Origin of the sequence: Streptomyces sp. SAT1 (assembly GCF_001654495.1) — a bacterium.
GTDB lineage: Bacteria > Actinomycetota > Actinomycetes > Streptomycetales > Streptomycetaceae > Streptomyces > Streptomyces andamanensis.
Genome location: NZ_CP015849.1, coordinates 5,954,573 through 5,980,869, shown reverse-complemented (window position 1 = coordinate 5,980,869; position 26,297 = coordinate 5,954,573). Strand labels below are relative to the sequence as shown.

Sequence of the window (26,297 nt, the reverse complement as noted above, 5' to 3'; positions counted from 1 at the left end):
TCAGCCGACAGCCAGCAGGATCACCAGCCCGATGAACGCCGCGAATGTGCCCGCGATGGCCCACAGCACCCAACTGGCCGGCCGCGACGGGGACGCCGCTCCTCCGACGCGCTCCTCCGGGTGCCCCGCTTCCGTACCGGCGGGACCGCCACGCTTGATCACGTCCTCCAGGACCTGCTGCCACAGGCCGGGCGGCAGGTCGGGCACCGGATGGCGCCCCGGCTTGAGGAACGCGCCCCTGAGCCAGTTGCCCGAGGCGCCCTCCCGGGCGTGGTCCATCTTGTGCAGCAGCTCCCGCAGATCCTGGAAGTAGCGCACATCCCTGGCCCACGGGGCGACGGCCCAGTGGAACACCTCCACCGCCCGCTCGGTCATCTCCACCAGGGAGATGTCGTCGGCCCCCGGGCCCCGCGGTCCGAAGTACAGGCCCTTGCGCAGCGCCTCCGCGCACAGTTCGTGGTGCATCTCCTCGCTGCGCTCGTTCCAGCGCTCGGGCTTGCCCAGCTCGGTCAGCAGCAGCCCCAGGGAACTCTGTGGAAGCTGCTCGGAGCGCAGTTCGGCCAGCAGGAACTCGTCGGGCTGCTCGCTCAGGGCAGACGCCAGGGTCCTGCGCCATTGACGGTCACCGGGCCGGCGGTCGCGCAGCGCCCGGCTGAGGTCGGACGCCCCCGCGGCGGCCGGGACGCCCGTTCCGCCCGGCGTCGGACCGTCCCCGGGCACGGGCGTCCGGGGGGCGGCGGATGCCGGTGCGGGTGCGGGGCCCGGAGGGTACGTCGGGTGGTACGGGGCCGGGGGGTGGACCTCAAGGTGTCCGGGCGCCGTCTGTCCGGGCGGACGGGTGGGGGGCGGGGGTGACGGGGGCGACGACGGTGGCGGCGGTGCGGATCCCGGGTGCCCGGCGGCCCCGGACCCGGCCGGTCCTGGCCCGGCTTGCCCCGGCAGCACCGCGGGCGCGCACCCACCGACCCAGCCGGTGCGGTCGGGTCGGCCGGGGTGACCGGGGTGACCAAGGTGACCGGACGGGTCGAGGTGGTCCGGGCGCTCGGGGTGGTCGGGCCGGGGCCGGTCAGGGTGGTCGGGCCCGGCCGGCCGGCCGGACCGGTCGGCCGGGGCAGGTTGCCCGGTCCGGGCGGCCGGAGCGGACGGCCCGGACCGGCCGAACCGGTCCGGCCCGGCAGCCGGACCGGCCGGGGCGGTCGGAGTGGCCGGGAGGACCGGGGCGGGCCGGTCGGCCTCGCCGACCGTGCCGTCCCGGGGATCCCGTTCAGTCCCGCCGGCCCAGACGCCCCTGTCGCCCCTCGCGCCCCTCGCGTCTCTGTCGTCCCCGGCGTCCCGGGCGTTCCCTTCGGTCGGGGCGTCCCGTTCGCGTGGGTCGAGCCGTGCGGGAGCAACGGGCCGGTCGGAGCGCTCCGGGCGCTCCGGGTGCTCTGGGTGCCTTGGGTGCTCTGGATGCTCCGGGCGCTCGAAGCCTTCGGGCCATTCAGCCCGGCGGGGCCGGTCGGTCTCCTCGGGGCGTTCGCCGCCGAGAAGGCTGGACCGGGTCGCGGGGCGGGGGGCCACGGGCCGGGAGTCCAGGATGTCCCGGAGGTGGGCTCTGCGAAGGGGCCAGTCCAGGGAGCGCCCGTCGGGGAGGTCGTCGACCAGGTGGGGGACGCCCGGGAGGCCGTCCGGGTGGTCGAGGAGGTACTTGACCAGTTGGGCGGCCTCGCGGCCGAAGTGGAGGTCCTCCGGCCTGCGGCCCATGACCCGGGCCAGCGGGCCCGAGCCGCCGGTGTCGGTTTCCCAGCGCGGTACGGCGGTCAGCCGCAGCGGGTGGGTGTCCGTGGTGTCGTACGTGGCGAACGTCCACTCGTGGCCGAGCCAGGAGCCGAAGAGCAGGAACAGGCCGAGGTAGACCAGCGGCACGGCGGCCCGGTCCGGCCAGGCGATGGGCGTGCGCTCCTCCAGGAGCAGCGAGACCCGCTGGGTGGGATCGCGCAGCAGCTCCGCCGTGATCTGGGTGAGCGCGTGTCTGACCTCGGGCAGCCCGCCCAGCATGTCGGGCAGCCGGGCAATGGCCAGGTCGTTGAGCTCGGCGGCGTCGACCACCGACTTGTGTCCCGAGGCCCGCTCGGCCTGTTCCCGGGTGCTCCAGCCGCCGTGGGCGAGGCCCAGGCACTGGCGGGTCTTGAGGGTGCCGGGCGGACCGACCAGGACATGGCTGACCGTGCTGGGCCGGCCGCCCGGGTCGGTGGTGGGCCAGCGCTGGACGAGCATGACGTGCTCGTCGCTGGACACGGTGCGGACGACGCTCGGGCGGGCCGCCGCGCCGGACATCCACAGCAGCGGGCCCAGTTCGCGGCCCAGCTCGGCGGCCCGCTCGGGCGTGCAGGAATGGGCGACGGCGTTCATGCCGGTGCCCTGGCGTCCGTGGTTGCCGTCCCAGCGGAAGACGACCTGGTGCACCGGGTCCCGGTCCTGGAAGTCGCTCACTGATCGTCCCCTCCGGCCGGTCCTCCGGCTCCCGCGGATCGTGCTCTTCGCCGCTGCCCGGGTACGGTCTCGAACCCGGGTGTCTCCCCCACCGCGAGCGCCTCCGCGCCCCCGGGCACCTCGATCAGCCCGTGCATCGCCAGCAGCGCCAGCAGCGGTTCCAGCACCCGCCGGGGCCCGGTGCCCGCCGGGTAGCGGCCGCGGTCCTCCTGGCCGCCGGTGGCGGAGGCGATGTGCAGGGTGCAGCGGCGCATCGTGTCGAAGGGCCGCAGCCACGCCTGGCCCGCGTACCGGCGCAGCAGGCTGTGCACGTCCCGGCTCTCCGCCCGCACCAGCGCGGGATCGAGAGCGGTGGCGGGCGGGCGGCTCAGCCAGCGGTCGACGGGCGGCTGGAACCGCAGCAGGTCGGCCTTGCCGAGCACCATGGCGGCCGGGACGTCGAGGTACGGGCCGTTCTTCGGCAGCCGGTCCAGGACGGTGCCGAAGGCGAGGTCGCCGTCGCGGTTCACCTCCACCCCCCAGCGCTGCCTGGCGTGGTCCAGCGTGGGCAGCGGCAGCGCCAGCGCCGGGTCCACGACGAAGACCAGGGCGTCGACGCCGAGCAGGAACCGCAGGGCCGAGTCGGTCCGCACCAGGTCCTCGCCGCCGAGGTCGAAGAAGGCGACGGGACGCACCTGGCCGCGGGCGTCGGTGATCAGCAGGGACTCCACGAAGCGGGCGAAGTCGTCCAGGCCGAGGGCTGCGGTGTGGTCCAGCACATTGCCGTTGCGCAGCGGCTGCACGCGTTCGCGGACGAAGCGGGCGTGCTGTTCCGGGTTGACCGACTGCCAGGTCAGGCCGAACGGCTCCAGGCCGCCGTCGGTGATCGCGGCGATCATCTGGGTGAGCAGATGGCTCTTGCCGGTCGAGGACTGCCCGACCATCGCGACGGTCAGCGGCCGGCCGTTCATCAGGTACGGGACGGGGATGACGTGTTCGGGGAAGTCCGGGTCGGCCGTGCACTTCTGGACCGCGCCGCGCATGACGTCGTCGCGGACGACCGGGTTGGTGATGCCGGAGACGTCCAGCGGCTTGCGGTACTGCATCTTGTTGTCGGCCACGAACAGTTTGCTCAGGTCGAGCTGGATGGTCTGGAGGCAGTAGGGGCACAGGACTTCGCCGGTGCCGTGCCCGGCGTCCGGGCCGCTCTCCTCGCCGGGGCGGGCGAGCGGGACCTGCCGCTTGAGGCGCAGCGCCTCCTCGAACGCCTCCCGGTGCGGGCGCGTCTCGTCGGCGGGCACGAGGAGCCGGAGGCGGGCGGTCTCCCCGGGCTGCAACACGTCGAGCAGCCGGGCGGGCGTCGGCCGGCCGGCCGTGCGCGGGTCGAAGGCCGCGCGGAACGTCCGGTCGAGCACCCGGTGTTCGCCGAGGTCGGCGGGCGGCCCCTCGGCCGGTCCCGCCCGCCCGGTCACCAGCCGGTAGAGCAGTTGCGCCGCGCTCCACACCGCGTCCCGCGAGTCCACGGTGCCCTCGCCGAGGCGTTGTTCGGGCGAGGCGTACGGGGGCACGCCCCACGGGGTGCGCTGCCGCCCCGCACGGTCGACCGCGTCCAGCCCCCAGAGCTGGAGTCCGCGGCCGTTCCACAGGACCGTCTCCGGGGAGATCCCGCGCGGCACCAGGCCCTGCTCGTCCAGCAGGAACAGGGCCCGCAGCAGGGCCCTGGTGAAGTCCTGCTGCTCGCTCGCGGGGATCACCTGGGTCAGCGCCACCCGTTTCCCGCGCGGCGGCGCGTACAGCAGGAAGGGCTCCGCCGTGTCCAGTTCGTACCCGACGACCTGCGGGAACAGCGATTCGCAGCCGGTGCCGGCGAACGCGCGGTGCAGGTGCAGCGCGGTGCCGGTCTCGTTCTCCAGCAGGGTGCGGGTGGCCGGGTCGGCGGCGCCGGGGGCGGCCAGGCGCACCTGGACGCACCGCTCCGCCTTGTCGTCCAGGATGCAGTTGCGGATCAGCGGGGGCTCCAGCCGGTCCCGGCGGGCCTCGGGGCCGAAGCGGGCGGGAGCGCTGCGGCGCCGGCCCTCGGGGGTGGTGAACGCGAGCTTCACGGGCGGCGGACCGCCCCGTCCCGGTCCGGTGGGATGTGTGGTGCTCGTCACCGGCGGCCCTCTCCTTCGTACCCGTGCCCGTCGGTGCCGTACTCGCCGGTGCCGTACTCGCCGGTCCCGTATTCGCCGGTCCCGTATTCGCCGGTCCCGTACTCGCCGCCGTACCCGCCGGTGCCGTACTGGCCGCCGTCGTGCTCGTACGACGGCCGCGTCTCGTACGACGGCCCCGCCTCATATGACGGCCCCGCCTCGTACGTCGGCCCTGTCTCGTACGTCGGCCGTGTCCCGTACGGTTCGGGCGTGCCGTGCTGGGGGCGGACGCTGTCCACCACCTCCGGCCGCAGCGGGGTCAGCCGGACCAGGCCGGCGTACCGTCCCGACGACGTCCACAGCACGTCCGCGGGCTGGCCGGAGCCGTCCGCCTCCCAGGCCCGCTCGATCTCGGCGCGCACCGCCCGCGGCGCGAACCTGATCCACACCCCCGCCCCCGGGTTCCGGTCGAGCAGAGCGCCCTGCTCGGGCGAGGAGAGCTGGACCACGGCCTGCCGGTCCGCCTCCGCGCCGACCAGCCGCGCGGGCCGGTACGGGTCGGTGCCGAGCAGCCCGGCCGAACCGGGGCGGACCCGGCGCGGCGCGGCGAACGGCGGCGCGGCCAGGACGCCGTTGCGGCTGAGGTGGTGCCGGGCCGCGGACAGCAGCAGCCGGACGCGTTCCTCGGTGCGGCCGACGGCGGAGGTGCCGCCCTGGTCGTGCGTGACCGAGCCCCAGTAGGGGGCCAGCGCCTCAAGGGCCGCGTCCGTCAGGTCCCCGGCCAGGGTGGTGACCAGGTCCGGGCCGCCCTCGCCGTTCTCCCGGTCCAGCCAGCGCGGCGCCGATTCCGTGTCCTGCGGGGCTCTCGTCTCCCCGGCCCGGCCGCCCGCCGGGCCCGCGCCCCATGAGCCGTCCGCCGCCGGTTCCCCCTCGGGGTCGTCGAAGGGGTCGCTCCCGGCGGCGTACATGCGCGTCCAGTCGGCTTCCTCGTCGTCGTACCCGCCGGTGTCCTTCAGCGTGGAGGGCTCGTCGATCCAGCCGCCCTCGGCGTCCACGTCGCCGGTGACGTGCGGGGCGCCGCCGTCCGGGGCGCGCCGCTCGTCGGGCCGTGCCACGGCCTCGGTCTCGGCGGCGGCGGCCGTCGCCCGCAGCACCCCGGCCACGGACCGGGCCGCGTCCGCGCAGTACAGGCGCTCCTCGACGGCCCAGTGCTCATGGACCGCCTCCGCGAGCAGCGCGTCGAGGCTGTCCAGGGAGCGCCGCAGTACGGCGGTCACCCGGCCGGGGCCCCAGGCGTCGGCCGCCGTCCGCCAGAGCCTGCGCGCCGTCTCCGCCGAGAGGGCGAGCCCCAGCAGCAGCCCGATGGTGCCCAGCCACACCGGCGGCTCGGTCGCGTACGCCGCGCCCGCGGCGGCCACCGCGCCGCCCAGCGCCGCGACCCGGGGCGCCACGGCCCAGCGGCCGCGCCGGCCCGAGCCCCGCAGCCGGGACGCGCCGAGCGCCGCCACGGCGGCGAACAGCGCCGGAACGACCAGCGCCAGCGGGAGGAACGGCCAGCACCACAGGGCGCCGAGCACTCCGGCCCCGGCGGCGGCGAGGCCGGCCAGGGGCGGTCCGGGGACCGCAGCGGCGGCCCCGGACGGGTCGCCGGGGGGCCGGCCCGGCGGCTGCGGGAGGGCGGCGAGCTTCGGCAGCAGCGCCGAACCCGGCAGCGGCTCCACGCGTCCGGCGAGGCCGGTGAAGCGCTGCGCCACCGCGCGCAGGGAGAAGCCCTGCTCCAGCAGTCTGACCGCGAAGTCCTTCAGGCCCGCGCCGATGGCCAGGCGCGCCTGGTGGGCCGGCTCGGCGGCGCCCCGCGCGGCCGGCACCCCCAGGCCGAGGGCGGCGAAGCGGGCGGTGGAGTCGGCGGTGGACCGCGCCGACCCGCCGCCGCTGCGCAGGGCAGTGTCCACCAGCTCGCGGTACTCGCCGAGGGCCTGGCGCGCCTGTTCGACGTCCGTCTCGAAGGAGGCGCGGCGCGCGGGCCGCAGCAGCCCGGGGACGCTCCCCAGCCCGGCCAGGGCCTCCTCGGCGTGGTCGAGGTCGTCCGCGCAGGCGCGGTACGCCTCGTCCGCGACCCCGCCGCGGATCCGGTGCGGCTGGTCCCGGCCGCCCCGGGCCGTGACCAGGTCACGCAGCGCCACGGGCAGGTCGACGCCGGAGGAGGCGGTCGCCATGACGTCGGTGGGCAGTTCGGTGTCCTCGCCCGCGAACCGGGTGAGCGCGGCGCGCCAGGCCCGGTCGCGCACCTCCGGCGGCAGGTCCTGCTCCAGCAGCCGTACGCCGGGCGCCGCGGCGGCCTCGGGCAGCGAGCAGGTCTTCTCCAGCACCTCGTCGTACAGGCTCCGCACCGACAGCACGTCCACCAGGACCGCCAGGGCCTCCGGGTCGTCCGGCGCGGGGTGTTCCAGCGCGGTGCGGGCCGAGCGCAGGTCACCGGCCCAGAGCAGGCCGGTGTTCGAGGAGCGCAGCGCGGCCGGCCGGCGCAGCCGCCGGTCGGGCTGGAACGCCTCGTCGTCACGGGCGTACGAGCCCGGGGCGCTGCCCACCAGCAGCACCAGCAGGCTGACCGAGCCCACGGCCGGGTAGCCGACGAGCAGTTTGTACTGCTTCTGGTGGTCGGTGAGTCCGGCCGGGGTGTCGATCACCAGGAACCTGGGGCTGTCGGGTTCCGGCAGCCCGGCGCGGCCCAGCTGCCGGGCGACCCGGGCCCGCAGCGCCGCCGCGTTGTCCAGTTCGGCGGCCCCGGCGCGCAGGTCCAGGTGGATGATCTCGCACGGGTCCTCGGGGACGCCTGAGCTGTCGGGAGTGCTCACTGGGCGTCACCGTCCCAGGGGCTGGGCCGGTCGCGGTCGCGGGACCGGTCGTCGTCGGCGGCGTCGGCGTAGGACGCCCGCGGGTCGGCGGGTTCGTCCCACGGCGCCCGGCGGAGACGGACGTCCTCGTCACCGGGCTCGTCGCGGTCCCCCGCGTCCCGGTCCCGGCGGCGGTCGTCCGTACGGTGCTCGTCCGCCCGGTACTCGTCCGCTCGGTACCCGTCCGTGCGGTACTCGTCCGTACGGCGGTCGTCGGCGCGAGGGGCGTCCTCGGCGGGGCGGCGGGTGCTGCCGGTCCCGGGCTTGTCGAAGTCGAAGGAGGGGCGGTCGCCGCTCCGGCCGCGGTCGCCGCTCTCGGGCGGTTCGTACTCGCTGCGCCGCGGTTCGTACTCGTTGCCGCGCCGTTCGTACGCGCCGGGCGTGCCGTACGCGCCGCGGGCGCGGTCGCGGTCGTCCCGCCGCCCCTCACCCCGTTCGCCGCGTCCGGCCCGCTCCTCGCGCTCGGCCCGCTCCTCGCGGTAGCGGTCCGCGTGTCCGTCGCCGTACCGCTCCTCCTCGTCCCGGTCCGTGCCGGGACGGGCCCCGCGGCGCCGGTCGGAGCCGGAGCGGTCACCCTCGTACCGGTCGCCCTCGTAACGGTCCTCACGGACCGGCGCCGGGTCGCGGTGTGCGGCGCGAGGGCCGACACCGTCGCGGGCCGCTGTGCCGTAGTCGTCGGCCGGTTCGGCCCACACGTCCCGGGTGTCCCGGGTGTCCCAGGTGTCCCGGACGGCTTCCTCACGCTCGGCGCGCCGGGTGACGGGTGCCGTGCCGAAGTCGTCGTCCTCGGGCACCGCGCGGCGCGGCGCGGGGAGGGCGTCCCGGTCCTGGCGGGGCCGGGCGGGCAGCCCGCCGCGTACGTGCTCCAGCAGGGTGCGCAGGGTCGGCTGGACGGCGCGCTGGTCGCCGAACTCCTTGTCCAGGGCGGCCGGGAGGGTCTCCGCCCAGAACTCCCAGAGCGGCCGCACCCAGCCCTCGACGCGTTCGCCGCCGCGCTCACGGCGGTCCGCCAGCAGCTCCAGCTGGCGCGGGGCGATCTTCTCGACCAGTTCGACGAAGAGAGGGTGGGGTTCGCTGCCCGTGCGGGCCAGGCCGAGCGGCTGGGCACCCATCAGCTCGCGGCAGTAGTCCTCCACGGTCGACTCGTCGTCGAGGACGGTCCAGCGCTCGTAGGAGCGCAGCAGTTCCGCCCAGCTCGACACGCCGCCGGGGAAGTCGCCGAGGCGCAGCCGGACGCCGGGCACGTCCGGGGCCTTCTCGGGAAACAGGCGCAGCCTGACCCGCTGCGGCGAGGCCGGTTCCCCGTCCAGCACGTCGACCTGGCCGTTCCACAGGCAGCACAGCAGCCGGTGCAGGATGGTACGCCGGTCCTCCTCGGCGCTGACCATCCAGGTGTCGCGGAAGCCGAGCCGCTGGCGCCACCGCAGGACGTCCTGTGCCTGCTCGTTCTCCTTGGCACGGGCCCACTGGCGCAGCACCTTGCGGGCCTCGGGCACCTGGGTGAGGCTCATCTCGCTGCGGAAGAGGACGACGGTGACGGAGTCGCTCTCCACGCCCCGGTACTCCACGGAGTTCTTGGCGTCCGAGGGCAGCCGCAGCGTCTTGCCGAGGAACTCCTGCACCTCGTCCACGGCCGTCACCCGGGGGTGGGTGACCAGGACCCGCAGCGGTCCGGTGCCCTCCGGGGCGAAGCCCACCGGCAGCAGCCCGGCCAGCTTGCGGCCGAACATGTCGAGCGCGTCCTTGCTGACCTGGTCGCGGGCGTCGGTGTCGCCCGCCGCCGCGGCCAGCAGGGTGCCCATGGCCGGGAGCAGCGGACGCTCCTCCAGATGGGTGCCGCTCTCGGCGAACAGCCGGGTGACGCGGCCCTCCAGCTGGCTCTTGATCCGGGCGACGGCGCCCTCCGGGTCGCGGCGGCTGACGGTGTGCACCTGGCGCCAGGTGTCGCCGTCGATCAGTTTGAGCAGCAGCGTGGAGACGTGGTCCTGATCGCGCAGTCCCTCGCGGCGCAGCAGCCGGTCGACCACGTCGTCGTAGAAGTGGTTGAGGTTGCGCTGCGGCGGCAGCAGGTAGGAGATGCCGGTGCGGTCGTCGTAGAGTTCGCGGGCCTTCTGCTGGGCCGCCTTGGGCTCCTGGTCGCTGTGGCGGCGGAAGGCCCGGACGAGGCGGTCGAGGTCGACGCCCGCCACGTCGGCCTGGGGCTGCCAGTGCTGCTGCTGGTCACGCCAGGCCTCGTGCCAGATCGAGCGGCAGCGCCACTGGTACCAGGTGTTCTGCTCCTGGAGGGCGGCCTGTACGTCGTCGTCGCCCCAGCGCGCGGGCGCGAGTCCGCCCAACTGGCCCTTGATGCGCGGGATCTTGGGCGGCTGCTCGGTGACGCCCGGCGGGCGCTGCGGGGCGCGGGCGCGGTTGTCCAGCATGCCGAGGAAGCCGAGCCGGGTGATCTGCTCGTCGCTGTCCGGCACGCCCCGCACGACGCGTTCGACGAGGAACGGGTCGGCGCTCTGGAGGAGCTTGTCGATGGCGGGGCGCGGGGAGAAGCGGTCGGCCATCACGGCTGCCTGCCGGCCGGCCTCGGCGCGCAGGTCGGACAGCAGGGCCTGCATGTCGGCGACGCGCTGGCCGAGGGCCTGTTCTATGTTCCGGCCGCCGCGGGGCAGCGGTTCGGGTTCGGGCACGGGCAACTGCCGCCGTTCCCACAGCTCTTCGAGGTGGGAGTCCGCGAAGAGCCGGCGGATCATCGGGGCGGCGCCCTCGCGCAGTTCGACGCGCGGCCGTTCCACCAGGTTCGTGACGGCCTCGCGCAGCATGCGTCCGGCCACGAGGTCGGCGAGCTGGTCCATGGGGGCGGTCATGGCGGCGACCAGGCTGGTGGAGACGCCCCGCCTGCCGATGCCGGTGGGTGAGACGGAACTGCGGGCCACGCCGCGGTTGATGAAGCTGGCGGCGAAGGTCTGGTAGTCGTCGTCGGTGGCCATCTTGCGGCCCTGGGTGCTGCGGCCGTCGCCCAGTTCGGTGCCGATCAGCGACATCACCAGGGAGACGATGGAGCGGCGCAGGTCGTCGGCGCGGATCCCGGCGGTGGGGCTGAAGAGGAACGCGGTGGGCAGGATGCCGGTGCGCAGCCGGATCGGTGTGGTGCCCGGGTAGCGGATGCCGAACTTGGCCTCGTGGTCGAGGTCGCCGATCTCGGCGCGTTCGCTCGGCGCGTTCTGCTGGTCCACCAGGCGGAACAGGTCGACCAGGGCACGGGCGGCGTTGAGTTCGGCCTCGCGGCCGCCGCCGGTGGCGGCGGAGAACGAGGACGGCATCACCACGAGCGGGTAGATCTTCACACCGTCGAAGCGGCGTAGCTGGAAGGCGTAGTTGATGAGGTGGAGGTAGTCGAGGAAGATCCCGGCGCCGGTGCCGCCGGCCACCGAGAAGGCGACGAAGACATCGCAGCCGTTGACCTTGCCGCCGCCCAGTTCGCTGAGGTCGCCCGCCGCCTTGGCCATGGCGTCGATCGCCTGGAGCAGCGGTTCGAGGACCGGGGCGAGGCTGTGGCGCAGGGTCGCGAAGAGGGCGGCGCGGCCCACGGTGGGCAGTTGGCCGGCACCGTTGTGCAGCGGGGTGACCTCGGGTTCGCCGATGATCGGCGGGAGCCAGCCGGCCACCTCCTCGCGCAGGCTGGCCCGGAGCATCTTGGTCACCTCGGGCGAACTGTCGAAGTTGGGCAGCAGGTTGTGGGTGGCCCGTGAGGTGCGGGAGTAGGCGGCGCGCAGCGACGGGTCGACATTGAACTGGGGCAGCCGCTGGAGGTCCGACTCGCTGTAGTCGGCGTACACGAACTGGAGGCAGTCGGGCAGTTGGAAGGGGGCGTGGCCGCTGAGCCGGCTGAGCGCCATGCCGTCGGGGCCGCACAGTTCGACGCGGAGCCGGCGTTCCAGTTCGGCGCCGACCAGTCCGCCGGTGCCGCCCAGGCCGACGAAGAGCATCGGCTGGAAGATCTTCATGGTTTCCTCCCCGCTCGCGGCCGGGCCGGCCGCGGTTCGTGCTCGGTGCGTTCGTGGATGGCGTGCGGCGCGGCGGCCGCGATGTCCGCCGCGCGCGGGCCGGTCACAGGTAGTCCTCGTAGGCGCCGCCGCCGTTGCCGCCGCTGCCGCCGTCGGGGGCGGGGACGGTGGCGGAGCGGGACGCTCTGCCGCCCGAGGGAGTGTCCTCGGCCAGTTCCAGGTGGAGCAGGTCGGTGAGCGCGACACGGCCGCCGGCCCGCAGCGGGGTCCGGCCGCCCTGGGTGCGCAGGACCGCTCCGCCCTCGGGGTTGCGCCGGACGGCGTACGGGCCGTGGGCGCGCTTCTCCAGGCGGGGGCTGCGGTGCGCCTCGGCGACGGCGAACTCGTACCATTGCTTCTTGTTGCCGTGTCCGGCCTTGTGCTCGCTCAGCACGTCGCCGTCCTCGGAGACCAGGCGCAGCCTGAGGCCGTACGGGTCGCGGCGGCGGCGGCGCAGCCCGATCCAGGCGGCGACGAGGGCGGCGGCGACCACGAGGGCGACGGCCGCGCCGACGAACGCCCACCAGAACCGGTCCCAGATGCCGGGCTCGGGGGTCACCCGCAGGGACAGCGGGGACGCCACGAGGCCGCGGTCGCCGTCGGTGGTGTCGGTGACCCGGACGGTGGCGGCGAGGCTCAGTCCGTCGCCGAGGCGGTTGCCGAAGACGCTCGCCGGGGCCACCTCGACGCTGACCTCGCGGGTGCCGGACTCGCCGGGCTTGAGGGTGAGCTGCGCGGGGCTGAGGGTGAGCAGCCCGGTGCGGACGTCGGCGGTGGTCAGGCGCAGGGTGTGCGCGGTGGCGGTGGTGTTGTGGACGGCGAGGGTGCCGGTGACGGTGGCGCCGGGGTGGGTGTCGGCGGCGGGCAGGTCGAGCGCGGCGGTGACGGGCGGTGTGCCGGGCGCCACGTCGACGCCCAGGTCGCGGGTGTCGGCCTTGAGCCCGGAGGCGGTGAGGGTGGCGCTCACCTTCAGGGTCCCGCGGGCGGCGGCGGGTATCCGCACGGTGCCGGTGAAGTCGCCGTCGCCCGCGGTGCGGTCGGGCGCGATGCCGTCGTCGGCCAGGCGCAGCGGCAGCGCGGTGATCCCGGTCCCGGTCAGTTCACCGGCCACGCGCAGGCCGGCGTAGTCGCGCGGGTCCTTGATCTCGTAGCCCTCGCGGGTCTGGAGGCGCATGGTGACGGTGACCTTGTCGCCGGTCTGCGGCGAGGGCGGGTCGGCGGTCAGGGCACCGCGCAGTTCGCCCTGCCACAGCACGCTGACGGCGACGGGCAGGGAGCGGTGCCCCTCGGGTGCCTCGGCCTTGACCTTCCAGGTGCCGGGCAGCGGGTCGACGACCTTGAGGGCCTCCACCGGGCCGGAGCCGCCGGCGAGTTCGAAGGCGGAGTTCTCGTAGGTGCCGTGGGTGGGCACCTTGTGGCCCCGCGGGTCGAAGTAGGTGATCTCGACGGCGGGGTCGCCCTTGTCGACGACGATGCTGCCCACGGTCGCCAGCGGGGAGATGCCGATCTCCAGGGTGGCGGGCGGGCGTTTGCTGGGGCCCTGTTCGTGGCGCAGGCAGTGGGCGGCGGCGAAGATCTCCTCCAGGGTGGCGCCGATGTCCTTGGCGCCGGACACCTTGTGCGCCTTGGGCGCGGCGGAGGGCAGGGCGACGCAGCCCTTCTGGTAGCCGCCGGCGGCCATCCGGTCGAGCTGCTGCTTGTCCGGGTCGGGGCCGAAGCCGAGCGGCCAGACCTGCACGCCGTGGGCTGCGGCGTTCGCCAGTTCCTGCTTGAGCTGGCGTTCGCCCTCGGCGGTGCGGTGGGCGGGGTCGCCGTAGGCGGGGCTGCCGGTGACGTCCAGTTTCCCGTCGGTGAGCAGGAACAGCACGCGGGGCTGGGCCGGATCGGTGCCGTCGGTGAGGTCGTGCACGCCCTGGCGTATCGCGCTCGGGAAGTCGGTGCCGGTGCCCTCGTCCTTCTTGCGTGCGCGCAGCTTGCCCACGCAGGCGTCGATGCTCTCGCGGCCCGCCGCGTCCAGGCCTGTGCGCGGGCAGACCGGGTCCACGGCGCGCTGGTCGGCGGACTCGGCGGCGGCGAACCCGTAGACCGTGACGTGCGAGTCGGAGGAGACGTCGCCGAGCGCGATGCGCGCGGCGGCGGCCTTCTCGGCCTTCAGGTCGGCGGCGGCGAGGCTGGCCGACTCGTCCACGGCCACGGCGTAGTTGACGGCCGGGAACGCCGGGACGGCGTCCGCCGCCGGCACCGGGTCCCGGCCGGCAGGTGCCAGCAGCGACATGAGCACCGCGGTGCCGCCCAGCACCGAGACCGCGGCGCGGCGCACCCGGCTCCTGCCTGTCTGCCGTCTTCCCGTGACTCTTCCCACGGCGTCCCCTGTTTCGTCGTTCGTGTCTGTCTTCGGTGCGGGGTGCGGGCCCCGCCGCGCGCGTCAGCGCGAGACGAGGCCCCAGACCAGTGCCAGTGCCGAGGAGGGGGCGAGCGAGCCCACTCCCCAGCGGATGGCCCGGTACTTGGCGGACAGGATCGAGCTGACGTCCACCGCCTGGACGAGCAGCCACCGGGTGGGGTCGCGGCCGGCCTCGGCGACCCGGGCGGACAGTCCCGCGAGGTCGCGGGGCGCCACCAGGTCGCCGAAGTACGTCACCCCGTCCCCGCCGCGTACGGTGCCGGTGCGCGGCAGCAGCGCGCCGACCAGCGCGCCGACCGCGACGGCCCAGAACACCCCGGCGAGCACCAGCCACACGTCCGCGGGGCCGTGCCAGCCGGGTGTGCCGTGCCAGCCGACCAGGAACGCGGGCAGGGCCAGCGTCCCGGACAGCAGGACGGCGGCTTTCGAGTCGGCGCGTCCGAGGTCCTCGCGGACCGTGCCGAGCAGCCGCTCGGCGATGCGCTCCTCCGCCCGGTCGTGGCTGTGCCGACCCCCGTTCGGCACGGGCACGACCGGGTCGGAGGAGGTTCGGGGGCCCCCGTCGGCGGTCACCGGTCCTCGTCCGCCCAGGACCAGCCGTCGTCCCGGGAGCGGCGGGGTGCGCGGTCCGGGTCGTCCTCGTACGGGTCGTACGGCTCGGGCCGGTGGACCCGCGGGGGCGGATCCTCGTCGTAGCCGTCGGCCGGGCGGCGGTCCGTACGGTCGGGCCGGTCGCCTCCGCGGCCGGATCCGTGGTCCGACCCGCGGCCGGATCCGTGGTCCGACCCGCGGCCGGATCCGTGGTCCGATCCGCGGTCGGGTCCGGGCTCGTCCCACGGCGACCGGTCGCGCGGCGGCCTGCGCCGGGGCGGGTCGTCCGAGGCCCAGTCCGGGGTGAACGGCCGCTCGCCGCCCGGCTCCAGCGAGCGCGGCTGCCGACGGGCGGGCACCGCGCCGATGGGGCCCTGGAGGGGACGTCCGCGGCCCTGGTTGAGCAGGTTGAGGACCTGGGTCTCCACGTCGGCGGCGTGCAGTTCGCCCGCCATGGCCATGGAGTACAGCCGGTCCAGGCGGTCCTTCTCGTCCTGCCTGCCCTCCTGGCGGATCTTCTCCAGGAAGTCCTTGGCCCCGTCCGGGTCGGCGGCCAGCATGTAGGTGAGCTGCTCCATGTCGCCGCCGCGCAGCATCCGCCGGAACTCCTCCTGGCGCACCCGGGTCACCTCGGCGTCGGCGTACACCTCGCGCTTCTTCTGCGCGTACGTGATGGCCTCGTCGTCCACCCCGAGCCGGACGTAGAGCCGTACCCGCAGCCCGAGTTCGGAGCCCAGGTCGCTCCACCGGCCGCCGACGCACTCCTGGGTCACGACCCGGTTGGCCTGGTCGGCCTCGGTGACCTGGTAGCCGAGGGTGACCTCGCGCAGCCGTTCCAGCACCGGCGCGGTGAGCCGTTTGGCGACATCGGTCACCACGTTCACGGCGACCAGGTGGGGGTCGGTGGCCTCCCACTCGATGTCCACCTCGGCCTTGAAGAAGCTGGTCCCGCCGGCCGCCGGCAGTTCCAGGCCGAGGGTGCTCACGAACGTGCCCTGGGCGATCTCGCACACCGTGTACGGCCGGGCCAGGGCGCGCTTGCCGACGTGCTGGATCCCGGCGACGGTGATCACGCTGTAGCCGCCGTTGCGGTAGAAGACCACGGAGGCCCGCTGCGCGCTGACCGGCGGATACCCGCCCGTCGGCGCGTACTCCCGCAGGAACGGCCCCGCGGGCGGGCCCTCGTTCCCGGCGGCCCGCTTCTCGTCGTCAGCCATGCCTCTCCTCCTCGCGCGTCCTCTCCCGGCGGGTCCGCTCCGGGCGGGTCCCTTCCTCGCTCCGCGCCGAGGGGCGCGGGCGCGGGGGCGGGGTCACGGCGAGCCACCACAGGTCGCGCGCGCGTGCGTCGGGGAGCGGCTTCTCCGGGTCGTTCATCATGCGGCGCAGCAGCCAGTCGAGACGGCGCCGGTCGTACTCGTCGGCGGCCAGCGCGGGCAGCAGCGCCGCCAGCCCCGGCCGGGTCCACTCGGTGCCGTCCTTGCGCACCGCCGACCGCAGCAGGGACTCCAGCGCGTCCGTCGCCACCTCCTGGGAGCGCGCGGTGTTCTGCGCCGTCCACATCAGGTCGGCCATGGGCTCGACGAGTTCGGGGCGGTCGGCGGCGAGGGCGAGCGGCAGCGGCCAGTCGCCGCGGCCGGCGGGCCGCGCGTCGGGGGCGTCCGTCAGCATCTCGTCGACCGTGGTCAGGGCGAGCCGGACGGTGGTGACGAGGCCGAGGTCCTGGTACGGCTCGCGCTTGTGGTGGGTCCACTCGGCCATGCGGGCGAGCACCTGGGCCGCGTCCGGCAGCGTCAGCAGCCGGACGACGTTGAAGCTCGCGACCGCGAGCTGGTCGCCGTCGCCGTGGATGCCGATGCGGGCCAGGGCGTCCAGGGTCTCGTCGGTGCTCTCGGCGGCGTTGCCGTAGCCGAGGGCCATCGCGGCACTCCAGCGCAGCGACTTGGTGCCGTGCCTGCTCCAGTCGCCGACGATCCGGTGCACGGCCTTGCGGTGCGAGTCGTGCCGGGCGGCCTGGTCGAGCGTGGTGGCCGCGAAGATCCGGCGCAGCGGGGTGGGTGCCTCGGCGAGCGGGCGGACCAGTTCGGTGTAGCCGTGGTCGAAGTCCCGTACGCACAGCTCGCCTGCGGCGACGGCGGCGCGCATCCACACCTGGGGGCGCGGGTCGTCGGCGAGCTGGCGCAGCCAGCGCACCACCGGGCCGCGGGCCGGGAAGTGCCGGTCCCACAGTTCGGTGAGGACCGCCGCGGGCAGCGCGGAGCCCCGGTACCAGATCAGCCGGGCGGGTACGTCGACTCCGGCGACCTCGACCCGGCCGTCGCGCACCTCGGCCCGGGACAGCGCGACGTCGGCGTCCGGGTCGTCGCAGAACAGCGGGCGGGCCGGGGTGTTGTCCGGGTCGCACTGCACGGACAGTTCCCAGGTCAGCAGGTGGGCGGCGGCGGCCACGGCGCTGTGCGGGGCGCCGCCGAGGACGGCGAGGGCGATCCGGAAGGCCACCGGGTGGAACAGCTCGGCGGTGCCCGGCCGTCCCGGTTTCCCGTCCGTCCCCACCGCCGGTGCGGGCGCGGTGAGCGCGCGGTCCACCCCGGCGAACCACTCCTGGGCCTGGGCGGCGGCCAGGCTGCGGCAGCCGGACAGCAGGTCCTCGCGGGTGACGTCGCCGAGCACGTGCCCGGCCAGCAGCGAGGCGAGCAGTTCGGCCTCGGCGGGGCGCAGGTCGTCCAGGCCGAGGGCGTCCTTGACGTCGGCGCGGGCGTACAACTCCTCGCTCCGGGCGAGTAGTTCGGCGGGTTCCGGGCCGTCGGCGCCCGGCGCGGCGGCATGGTGCTCCAGCCGTTCGCGCAGCCGGGTGCGCAGGAGTTCCGCGGTGGGCGCGGGCGGGCAGAGCATGCCGTACCGGCCGGCGAGCAGCGGGCCCGCGGCCGAGCCGAGGGTGACCACGACCACCGCGAAGGCTTCCCGGCGGGCCAGCGCGGCGGCCAGCTGATCGAGGTCCATCTCGGCCGGGAGCGGGCCCCCGGGCCGGTCCAGGGGCACCTCCAGCAGATAGCCGCGGCTCTCGGTGTGCTGGTCGGCGCTCGGCTCGCCCAGGGAGTCGGCCAGTTTGCGCAGCCCGTCGTCGTCCGGGTCGACGCGGCGCACCCGGTGGCCGTTCCCGGTCTCCGGCCCGGTGGTGCCGGGCCCGCTGATGGTGACCTCGTCGAGCAGGGAGAGCGCGGTGCTGGTGCGGCCGGTGCCGGGGGCCGCGCCGAGCACCAGCAGGCGGCGGGCCCGCAGCGCGGTGCGCAACTGGACGTAGCCGGCGGGTTCCACATGGACGAGACGCAGCCGGTGCAGCTCCTCGTCGGGTACGGGACCGCTGCGCATGCCCGCGCCGACGCGGCGGCTGTCCAGCATCAGGTTGACGTCGCCGATGAGGGCGCTGTGGAAGTAGGAGCGGTCGAAACTGGTGAAGTCGCGTCCTACGTCGAACAGTTGCTGGATCGCGCGGCGGGCGCGGGCGGCGGCGGCGAGGTCGGTGTGGCCGTCCTCGCTCTCCTCCTCGGCGAGCGGATCGCGGGTGAGCTCCCTGAACCGCCCGGCGGCGCGCTCGCGTTCGCGCTCGCGCTCCTCCCGCTCCTCCTGCTCCTTGTCCTTGTCCTTGCTCCTTTCGTCCTTGCTCCTTTCGTCCTTGTCCTTGTCCTTGCTCTTGTCGCCGTCCCCGTGCTCGGCGGCGTCCTTGCCGGGGGCGTCCTGCTTGCCCGCCGGGCGCTTGCCGGCGCCGGACCCGCCGTCGTCGCGGGACCGTTCGCGCCTGCCGTGCCGCTCGTCACCCTTCGGGGAGCGGTTCTCGTCCGGCTTCTCCCGGCGTGCGGGGCGCTCCGGCGCGTCCTGGGCCGGGCCGTCCGCCTGCGGTTCGTCGCTCACTCGGCTCAGCCCCTCCCCCGGTCGGCGTCGCGGTCGGTGACCCGGCCGATGTGCACGCGGTCGTGGTAGACGTTGCCGCGGTGCTCGGACATGTCGCCCTGCACGGTGTACTGCGTCCGGGGCGCCTCGGAGGGTGATGCCTCCGACGGGACGTCATCAACCTTCTGTACGGCATCCGTTCGCTCGTTCCCGGGCGCCGGATCCTCGGCGGGCGGATCGGCGGGCGGATCGGCGGGGAGCTGCGGGGCGGGTCTGCCGGGCAGGTGGAACCAGGCGGTGACCTCGCCCTCCTTGAGGCCGAGCCGGGCGGCGGTGTGGCGCTCGGGCTCGATGAACTTGCCGCCGCTGCTGACCACGTCCTCGTACAGGGACGAGGAGGTCACCAGGACCAGGTCGGCGCCCTCGGCGTCCAGCAGCCGCCGGGCGGGCGCGGAGTCGGCGAGCCGGCAGGCGAGGTCGACCGCGCGTCCGCTGATGCCCCGCTCGTCGTGGCGGACCGGGCCGACGTGCATGCCGATCCGCAGCCCCAGCGGGACGCGCAGACCGCGGTTCTCGTCCCGCAGCTTCTCGTGCACCTCGACGAGCCACAGGCCGAGCATGCGGCTGGCCGCGATCCGGCCCTGCACCGCCACCAGGACACCGTCGCCGCGGTCCTCCAGGTGCAGGGCGTCCCGGGCGACCGCGGCGTGGGCGAACGCCGTCTCCAGCACCCGGTAGATGCGGGCGCGCATCCGCTGCTTGTCGACGTCGTCGTACTGACCGGATCGTCTGGCGTCGACACTGATCACCAACTCGTAGTGTTCCTCGGTGAGTCCGGTGGCGTCGTGGTTCACCCGTGTCCCCCTGCGGTGTTCTGTGCGCTTGCCGAAGAAGAGGTGGCGGTCCTCCCGTCCCTCCGGAGCCTCCTCCTGGGGGCGGGGGGACGTCTGTAGCCGTTTACACACGGCGGGGATCTACTCCTGGTGGCCGTCCGCGAGGAGCGCGAGCAGCCCGGGGTCGAGGATCTCCACCATCCGGTTGCCGGTGCGCACGACGTTCTGGGTGCGCAGCAGGCGCAGGGCCTTGGCGACGGCCTCGCGGGTGGCGCCGACCGTGGCGGCCAGTTCGTCCTGGGCGAGGTGGACGACGGGCCCGGCCGGGCGGATGCCGCTCGCGGGGCCCGCCCGGGAGGAGGGGGCGTAGGGGCCCGAGGGCGCGGCCGAGGAGAGTTCGGTGAGCCGGCTGGCGAGGCGTTGCAGCACGGTGAGGGAGGCGAGCGCGGACCGTTCCTGGTCGGCGCTGCGGAGCCGGAAGGTGAGCTGGCGTATGACCAGACCGCTGACGCGGGGCTGGAGGGCGAGGAAGCGGCGGAAGGCGTCCCCGGGTATGACCTGGGCCTCGACCGGTCCGAGCGCGCGTACGGTGGCGCTGCGCGGATGCGGGTCCAGGGCGGCCATCTCGCCGAGGAGTTCGCCGGGGCCGCGCAGTCCGAGGATGAGCCGGGTGGCGCCGCGGTCGGTGGAGACGGAGACGGTCACCCAGCCGGATATCACGATCATCACATGGGTGGACCGGTCGCCCTCGGTCAGGAGATGGCCGTCGGCCGGGTAGCTCCGGCGGCTGCCGAGCGCCATCACACTCTCGCGTTCCGGGGGCGTCAGGGCGTGCGCGAATGCCAGCTCATCGCCGAGCAGCCCCATGCCACGCCCCCCGCCGCAGTCCGGATGCCTGTGCCTCGTTGGCGATGATGGTGACAGAGAGTCGATTCAGGACGAGTGAATTACGCCACATTGGCATACCGGCCGGTAACAGCGGACTCGGCAGGTAGATCGCTTCCGGGGCCCCGCTCCCCGCGTCGCCCCGGCTCTCCTCCCCCGGCTCCCTGCCCGCGGCGCGGCCCGTCCGCACGCGGACGACGGTGAGGTCAGCACCGGCGCGACGGCTCTCCGCGGCGCGGTCGTCGTGAATCGGCCGATGAGCCGCCTTTGGCGAAAACTCAGGTTTTCCCGTCGCGGAAGCGGTGACGACGCCGTGTCGAGCACGTGAGAGTACGGTGACGCACCGGCCACCGGACGCGTTCCGCTTGCCGTGCCGGTGCGCGGACCCGCCCCGCCGCTCGGTCCTGTCGGCGGGGTGATCCGGCGGCCACTCAACCCTGCCGGGGGTGATCCGGCGGCCGGTCAGTCCTGCCGAGGGGGTGATCCGGCGGCCGGTCAGTCCTGCCGAGGGGGCGATCCGGCGACCGCTCAGTCCTGCCGAGGGGTGATCCGGCGGCCGGTCAGCCGCTCCGGGCGAATCCTGATCCACAGGTCGCGGGGGCCGCCCGCCCAGGGCGTGGAGCGGGCCCGCTCCTCCAGGCGGCGCACCGCGTCCGGATCGGTGACGGCCTCGCCGCGGCCGACGGCGAGCACGCTCCACCCCCGGCTCATCGCGTCGTCGATGTGGTCGACCTCGAAGGCCGCCTCGGCGCCCGCCGCCTCGGCGGGGGCGGAGCCGGGGGCGGTGCGGAAGACCAGGTCGCCGTCCACCACGTCGTAGTTGACCGGGAAGACGGCCGGGCCCCGGGACGTGGACAGCGCGAGCCGGCCCACACCGTGCGTGGACAGCAGCTCACGGCACTCCTCGGGACCGAGGTCGCGCAGTTCGGGCCGCAGCAGGGCGTATCCCTGGCCGGGCGGGAGGTCCTGGCCGCCGCCGCGCAGCGCGTCGAGCGTGGTGCCCAGCACATCGGCCAGGCGCAGCAGCGTCGCCGGGTTGGGGTCGGAGGGGTACTCCTCCAGATACGCGAGGTACTGCGGGGACATCCGCGCGCGGTCGGCCGTCTCCTCGACGCTGAGCCCGCACCGCTCCCGGGCGGCCGTCAGCCGGCGCCCGATGTCCCCGGGGCGCCCCGGACGCGCCTCGGCGGGCGGCGCCCCGGAGGAGCCGTGCGCGGAGGGAGGCGCCGGGGCGTCGTCCGGTCCGGACAGGTGGTCGATGTGCGCGTCGGGGCCGGGGAACACCAGCGTCACCTCGCCCGTGTCGGACCAGCGCACGTCGTAGGGCGGCGTGCCGTCCTCGTGGTGCAGGGCGACGATCTCGCCGTCGCGCCGGGTGGCACCGGTGGCCGGGCTCTCCACGACGAGCCGGTCGCCTGGCTGAGCGTGCATGGCCGCGCCCTCCCTCGTCAGGGGTCGGTCCGCTCTCCAGGATCGCCCGCGCTCCCCTCCGGCGCCAACGGACCGCTCAGCCCGTCGCGCAGTCCTGGCCGTCGAGCGTGAAGTCGTACGGCGCGGAGTTGCCGCCGTGCCGGGAGCCGACGAAGCCGAAGGTGACGGTGGAGCCCGCGGCGACGGAGGCGTTGTACCGCGCGGCGGTGGCGGTGACACGGGAGCCGCTCTGGGCGGCCGTGGCGTCCCACATGCGGGTGACGCGCTGGCCGTCGCCGAAGGTCCAGGCGAGCCGCCAGGTGTCCAGCGGGCGGCCGGTGGTGACGGTGACGGTGGCCTCGAAACCGTCGGTCCACTGGTCGACGACGTGGTAGCCGACCCGGCAGGCCGCCGGGTCGGGCCCGGTCGGTCCGGGCGTGCCGGCGACGGCCGAGGGGGTGCCCTGGGGCTCGGGGTCGGGGTCGTCCCCCGAGGGCACGGGCGCCTCGGTGCCGGTGAGGGACCCGCCGGGACCGGAGGCGGACGCCGAGGAGGCCGGGGCCGGGCCGTCGCCGGGGGCCTGGTCCGCCTTGTGGTCGGCGGGCGGCGGGGTGACGGCGGCGGCCGTCCGGCGGTCCGTGGCGCCGTGCGCCGCGTCGTCGGCCGCGCCGTCGAACGGCATCAGCGACACCGTCAGGGCCACCGCCGACAGCACCACGGCGGCGGCCAGCAGCCCGCCGCGCACCAGGCGCGCCCGCACCGCCCCCGGCTGCCCCGGGTCCGCGTCCGCCGCGCCGGGCGCGGGCCGGCGCGCGCCGAGGCGTACGTCGGCGGCCCGGCGGCGCCGCTCCAGATAGGCGAGGCCGCCCCAGCCGATCACGCCCCCGGCGAGGGCGACGGGCAGGGCGCCCGCGCGCGGCTGGAGGCAGGCGGCGGCCTCCGCGCAGCGGGCGCAGGTGGCGAGGTGGCGGGAGAGGTCCTCGGGGACCCTCAGGGGCGCGGCGGAGCGGGTGACCGCGTCCAGCAGCCGGGCGTAGCCGCGGCACTCGCTGTCCAGCGGCGAGTCGAGGTGGGCGCGGCGGCAGCGGTCCCGGAACAGGGCGCGCACCTGCTCCAGTCCCTCCGACACCCCGGCCGGGTCGAGGCCGAGCCGCCGTGCCACCACGACCAGGGGCAGCGCCTCCACCTCGGCCAGCCACAGCAGCGCCGCGTCCGGCTCCTGGAGGTCGCGCAGCCCGCGCAGCGCCAGCGGGCGGTGCCGGGGCGGGCCCGGATAGCGGGCGGCCTGCGGGGAGTTGAGCCACAGCCGCAGGTCGTTGTCGAGCCGGTCGCCGAGCCCGGCACGCTCCCAGGCGGCCGCGGTGGTGCGCACCGCGGTCAGCATCAGCGGTACGGCGGGCAGCCGGGGCGTACGGCGGCCGCGTAACGCCCCGGCGTCGGCGGCGCGCACCTCGCGCAGGCCGAGCGCGAAGGACTCGGTGGCCAGTTCCCCGGCCGCCGCGGAACCGGAGGTGCACAGGCCGGCGTAGGAGAGCACCGCGTCCCAGCACTCGGCCGGCAGCGCGGCCTCGGCGGCGTCCTGGGGGCTCGGCTGGTCGGGCATGGGGCTCCTGCGTCCACGGGCGGGAATCGACCGGCCCCGGTCCTGGGCCCTGACGGCGGGCGGTTCGCGGGGATGCGCGAGCTTTTCACGTCCGCGGCACGGCTGACAAGGCGCGTGTCCGCCCGCCGTGGCGCACGGATGCCCGTGCGGGCGCCCGCCCGCACGTCAGCCGCTCCGTGCCCGCCTTCCGCGGCGCCCGCCGCGCGTCACCCTCCTGTGTGTCTCCCGTACACGGTCCTGGGTCGCGCCGCGCTCCGGTACATACGCCGCGCGGGCTTCGGACGCGCCGTTCAGGCCCCGGCCCCGCTGGGCTCGGCCGCGTCCTGCCCGGTGCTCTCCCGCTCGTCGTCCCGCGCGGGCAGGCTGTCCATGAAGGAGCTGACGGAGAAGACCGCCCGGCCGGGTCCGGGCGGGCCGTAGCCGGGGGGCGAGGAGAGGCCGAAGTCGTCCATGGTGGCGCGGTAGGCCTCCAGCAGCCGGATGTGGTACTCCAGCGGCGCGCCCTGCGGGTTGGCCTTGCCGAGCGGGGTGGTGGGCTCGGGGCACCAGGTGGTGAAGCGGGGCGTGATGCCGTGGGACATGAAGAAGCGCAGGCCCTCGGTGGTGGACGCGATGGCCTCGTCGACGGTGGTGAAGCCGAAGGGCTCCGCCATCTCCACGCCCGCCACGAAGTTGGGGATGACGTTGCGGGCACCGAAGATGTCGGCGGAGTCGAGGATCCGCTTGTGCCACTCGTCGCGGCCGACGTAGCGCTCCTTGCCGGGGCAGTACATCTTGAACAGATACTCGTCCCACACCTCGAAGTTGGGGTGGTAGATCTGCACGCCGTAGTCCTTGAACCGCTGCACGTCGTCCCGGGGCAGCGCCTGGGCGACGACCTTGCCGATCCAGCGGCCGGGGAAGCGCTCCTCGATGGCCTTGGCGTAGTGGCCGTAGAAGTCGGCCTCGTCGCGCCCTGCGACGGTCTTGGTGATGGCGCCGCCGGTGAGGGTGTAGGCGGTGGACGCCTTCTGGGTGTCGTACCGGTCGATGATCTCCAGCGCCTCCAGGACCTCCTCCACGTCCTTGACGCCGGTGTAGGGCCGGCCGGCCGCCTTGTGCTGGCGCCAGTTGTGGTTGATGTCGCAGTACTGGCACTCCTCCTTGGCGCCGAAGTACTGGCAGACCCGGAAGACGGTGAGGTAGATCAGGTAGCCCCACTGGATGGTGGGCGCCACCTCCATCACGGACTTCCCGTTGGAGAGGGTGTGCCGGTAGTACTCCGGCATGGGCGGCACACCGACGTCGGCGATCCGCTTCCCGTCGAGGTAGAGCCCGAGCAGGCCCTCCTCGTCGGCGGCCACCCGGTAGGGCGAGGCGGGATTCACCCGTACGGAGACGACGGTGCGCCGCAGGCCGTACGGGCCGCCGGTGAGGATGATCTCCTCGGGCGGGCGGCGCAGCGCGGCCTCGCCCAGCTCGGGCAGGGTGCCGTGGTCGAAGGAGAAGATGAAGTACGACTTCGGTTTCACCTCCCCGCTCTCGTTGTCGCTGAGCGCGGAGGGGTCGAAGGCCACACCGCCTCGCAGCAGGTCCTCCTTGAAGACCGCTTCGCGCGGCACGTGCGGGAAGCGCTCCATCAGATCCTCGACCAGCGCGGTACGGCTGCCCATCCCGTCTCTCCTCCCAGCTCCGACGTACGACTCCTCACGGTATGCCCCCGCGTGCGGGCGGGCGGTGCCGGGTCCCCCGCCGGCGCACGGCGCGCTCCGTCCGGCACCTCGCCGGGCAGCTCGCCCGGTACCCCGCCCGCCAATTAGTATGCTCGGTTGACAAATATGGCGGGAGGGGCGGGACGATGGCCGGGACCGTGACCAACTGGGCGGGCAACATCACCTACAGCACCGGGCGGGTGCACCGCCCCGGGTCGGCCGACGCCCTGCGGGCGCTGGTCGCCGGGAGCGCGAAGGTGCGCGCCCTGGGCAGCGGGCACTCCTTCAACACGATCGCCGACCCGGGCGCCGACGGCGTGCTCCTCTCGCTCGCGGCGCTGCCGCCCGAGGTGGAGGTGGACACCGCGGCCCGCACGGTCCGGGTCGGCGGCGGGGTGCGGTACGCGCAGCTGGCCCGCCGGGTCCACGGGCACGGCCTCGCGCTGGCCAACATGGCCTCGCTGCCGCACATCTCCGTGGCCGGTTCGGTGGCGACCGGCACGCACGGCTCCGGCGTGGCCAACGGACCGCTGGCCGCCGCCGTCCGCGAGGTGGAACTCGTCACGGCGGACGGCTCCACGGTACGGATCGGGCGGGGCGACGCCCGGTTCGGCGGGGCCGTCACCTCCCTCGGGGCGCTCGGCGTCGTCACCGCGCTGGTCCTCGATTTGGAGCCGGCCTACGCCGTGGAGCAGCACGTGTTCACCGAACTCCCCCTGGAGGGGCTGAACTTCGAGGCGGTGGCCGGTGCCGCGTACAGCGTCAGCCTCTTCACCGACTGGCGGGACGCGGGGTTCCGGCAGGTGTGGCTCAAGCGGCGCACCGACCAGCCCCTCGCGGACTTCCCGTGGGCGGTGCCCGCGAAGGCCGCGCTGCACCCGGTGCCCGGGATGCCGGCGGACAACTGCACCGCGCAGCACGGCGTGCCGGGCCCCTGGCACGAGCGGCTGCCGCACTTCCGGGCGGAGTTCACCCCGAGCAGCGGCGCCGAACTCCAGTCGGAGTACCTGCTGCCGCGCGGCGACGCCCTGGCGGCCCTGCACGCCGTCGAGGCGGTCCGGGACGCGGTGGCGCCGGTGCTCCAAACCTGCGAGGTGCGCACCGTCGCCGCCGACGGGCAGTGGCTGAGCCCGAGCCACGGACGGGACTCGGTGGCGCTGCACTTCACCTGGGTCGAGGACACCGCGGCGGTGCTCCCGGCCGTACGGCGCCTGGAGGCGGCGCTGGAGCCGTTCGGCCCGCGTCCGCACTGGGGCAAGGTGTTCACCCTGCCGGCCGCCGCGCTGCGCGAGCGCTGTCCGCGGCTGGCGGACTTCCGGGCGCTGGCCCGCGAACTGGATCCCGCCGGGAAGTTCACCAACGCCTTCGTCCGCGATCTGCTCAACGGCTGAGACGCGCGGCCGTCCCTTGATTCCTGGTAACCCAAGGCTGCATCCTAGAGCCTCTAGGCAACAGGTGTCGCTGGGACAGCCCGAGGGGACGGA

14 protein-coding genes are annotated in these 26,297 nt (G+C 75.1%); 1 reads left to right on the top strand and 13 read right to left on the bottom strand.

Annotated features, from left to right (window positions below; genetic code table 11):
- The 13 genes from A8713_RS25620 to A8713_RS25560 all read right to left on the bottom strand — a co-directional run bounded on the left by A8713_RS25620 (position 1) and on the right by A8713_RS25560 (position 24,774).
- On the bottom strand, positions 1–2,472 hold the full coding sequence (locus tag A8713_RS25620; protein ID WP_064535907.1) for a hypothetical protein: 2,472 nt from the start codon (positions 2,470–2,472) through the stop codon (positions 1–3).
- Positions 2,469–4,604: a hypothetical protein gene (locus A8713_RS25615; protein ID WP_064535906.1), complete on the bottom strand. Its 2,136-nt coding sequence runs from the start codon at positions 4,602–4,604 to the stop codon at positions 2,469–2,471. The genes A8713_RS25620 and A8713_RS25615 overlap by 4 nt, the downstream gene beginning before the upstream one ends.
- Entirely contained in the window at positions 4,601–7,438 is a 2,838-nt protein-coding gene (locus A8713_RS33965; protein ID WP_064535905.1) for a hypothetical protein, read from the bottom strand. The genes A8713_RS25615 and A8713_RS33965 overlap by 4 nt, the downstream gene beginning before the upstream one ends.
- A complete protein-coding gene (locus A8713_RS25605; RefSeq protein WP_064535904.1) occupies positions 7,435–11,472 on the bottom strand; it encodes a tubulin-like doman-containing protein in 4,038 nt (1,345 codons plus the stop codon). The genes A8713_RS33965 and A8713_RS25605 overlap by 4 nt, the downstream gene beginning before the upstream one ends.
- Before the next feature lie 103 nt (positions 11,473–11,575).
- The gene (locus A8713_RS25600) at positions 11,576–13,831 is read right to left on the bottom strand and encodes a vWA domain-containing protein (RefSeq protein ID WP_064535903.1); all 2,256 of its coding nucleotides are present in this window, start codon (positions 13,829–13,831) and stop codon (positions 11,576–11,578) included.
- A gap of 105 nt (positions 13,832–13,936) precedes the next feature.
- Positions 13,937–14,488: a Pycsar system effector family protein gene (locus A8713_RS25595; RefSeq protein WP_064535902.1), complete on the bottom strand. Its 552-nt coding sequence runs from the start codon at positions 14,486–14,488 to the stop codon at positions 13,937–13,939.
- Positions 14,485–15,723, bottom strand: a complete 1,239-nt coding sequence (locus A8713_RS25590) for a hypothetical protein (RefSeq protein WP_064535901.1) — start codon at positions 15,721–15,723, stop codon at positions 14,485–14,487. The genes A8713_RS25595 and A8713_RS25590 overlap by 4 nt, the downstream gene beginning before the upstream one ends.
- Positions 15,716–18,412, bottom strand: coding sequence for a hypothetical protein (locus A8713_RS25585; RefSeq protein ID WP_064535900.1), 2,697 nt, complete (start codon positions 18,410–18,412; stop codon positions 15,716–15,718). The genes A8713_RS25590 and A8713_RS25585 overlap by 8 nt, the downstream gene beginning before the upstream one ends.
- Before the next feature lie 5 nt (positions 18,413–18,417).
- Positions 18,418–19,245: a hypothetical protein gene (locus tag A8713_RS25580; protein ID WP_064535899.1), complete on the bottom strand. Its 828-nt coding sequence runs from the start codon at positions 19,243–19,245 to the stop codon at positions 18,418–18,420.
- Positions 19,246–19,365: 120 nt separating this feature from the next.
- Positions 19,366–20,091: a Crp/Fnr family transcriptional regulator gene (locus A8713_RS25575; RefSeq protein ID WP_064535898.1), complete on the bottom strand. Its 726-nt coding sequence runs from the start codon at positions 20,089–20,091 to the stop codon at positions 19,366–19,368.
- A 546-nt stretch (positions 20,092–20,637) separates the two neighbouring features.
- Positions 20,638–21,540 (bottom strand): pyridoxamine 5'-phosphate oxidase family protein, encoded by a 903-nt coding sequence (locus tag A8713_RS25570; RefSeq protein ID WP_064535897.1) that lies wholly within the window; start codon positions 21,538–21,540, stop codon positions 20,638–20,640.
- Positions 21,541–21,616: 76 nt separating this feature from the next.
- Positions 21,617–23,122, bottom strand: coding sequence for a cellulose-binding domain-containing protein (locus A8713_RS25565; protein WP_064535896.1), 1,506 nt, complete (start codon positions 23,120–23,122; stop codon positions 21,617–21,619).
- A gap of 290 nt (positions 23,123–23,412) precedes the next feature.
- On the bottom strand, positions 23,413–24,774 hold the full coding sequence (locus A8713_RS25560) for a radical SAM protein (RefSeq protein ID WP_064535895.1): 1,362 nt from the start codon (positions 24,772–24,774) through the stop codon (positions 23,413–23,415).
- A gap of 185 nt (positions 24,775–24,959) precedes the next feature.
- Between A8713_RS25560 and A8713_RS25555 the strand changes: the two genes are divergently transcribed.
- Entirely contained in the window at positions 24,960–26,204 is a 1,245-nt protein-coding gene (locus A8713_RS25555) for an FAD-binding protein (RefSeq protein WP_064535894.1), read from the top strand.
- Positions 26,205–26,297 lie beyond the last annotated feature (93 nt).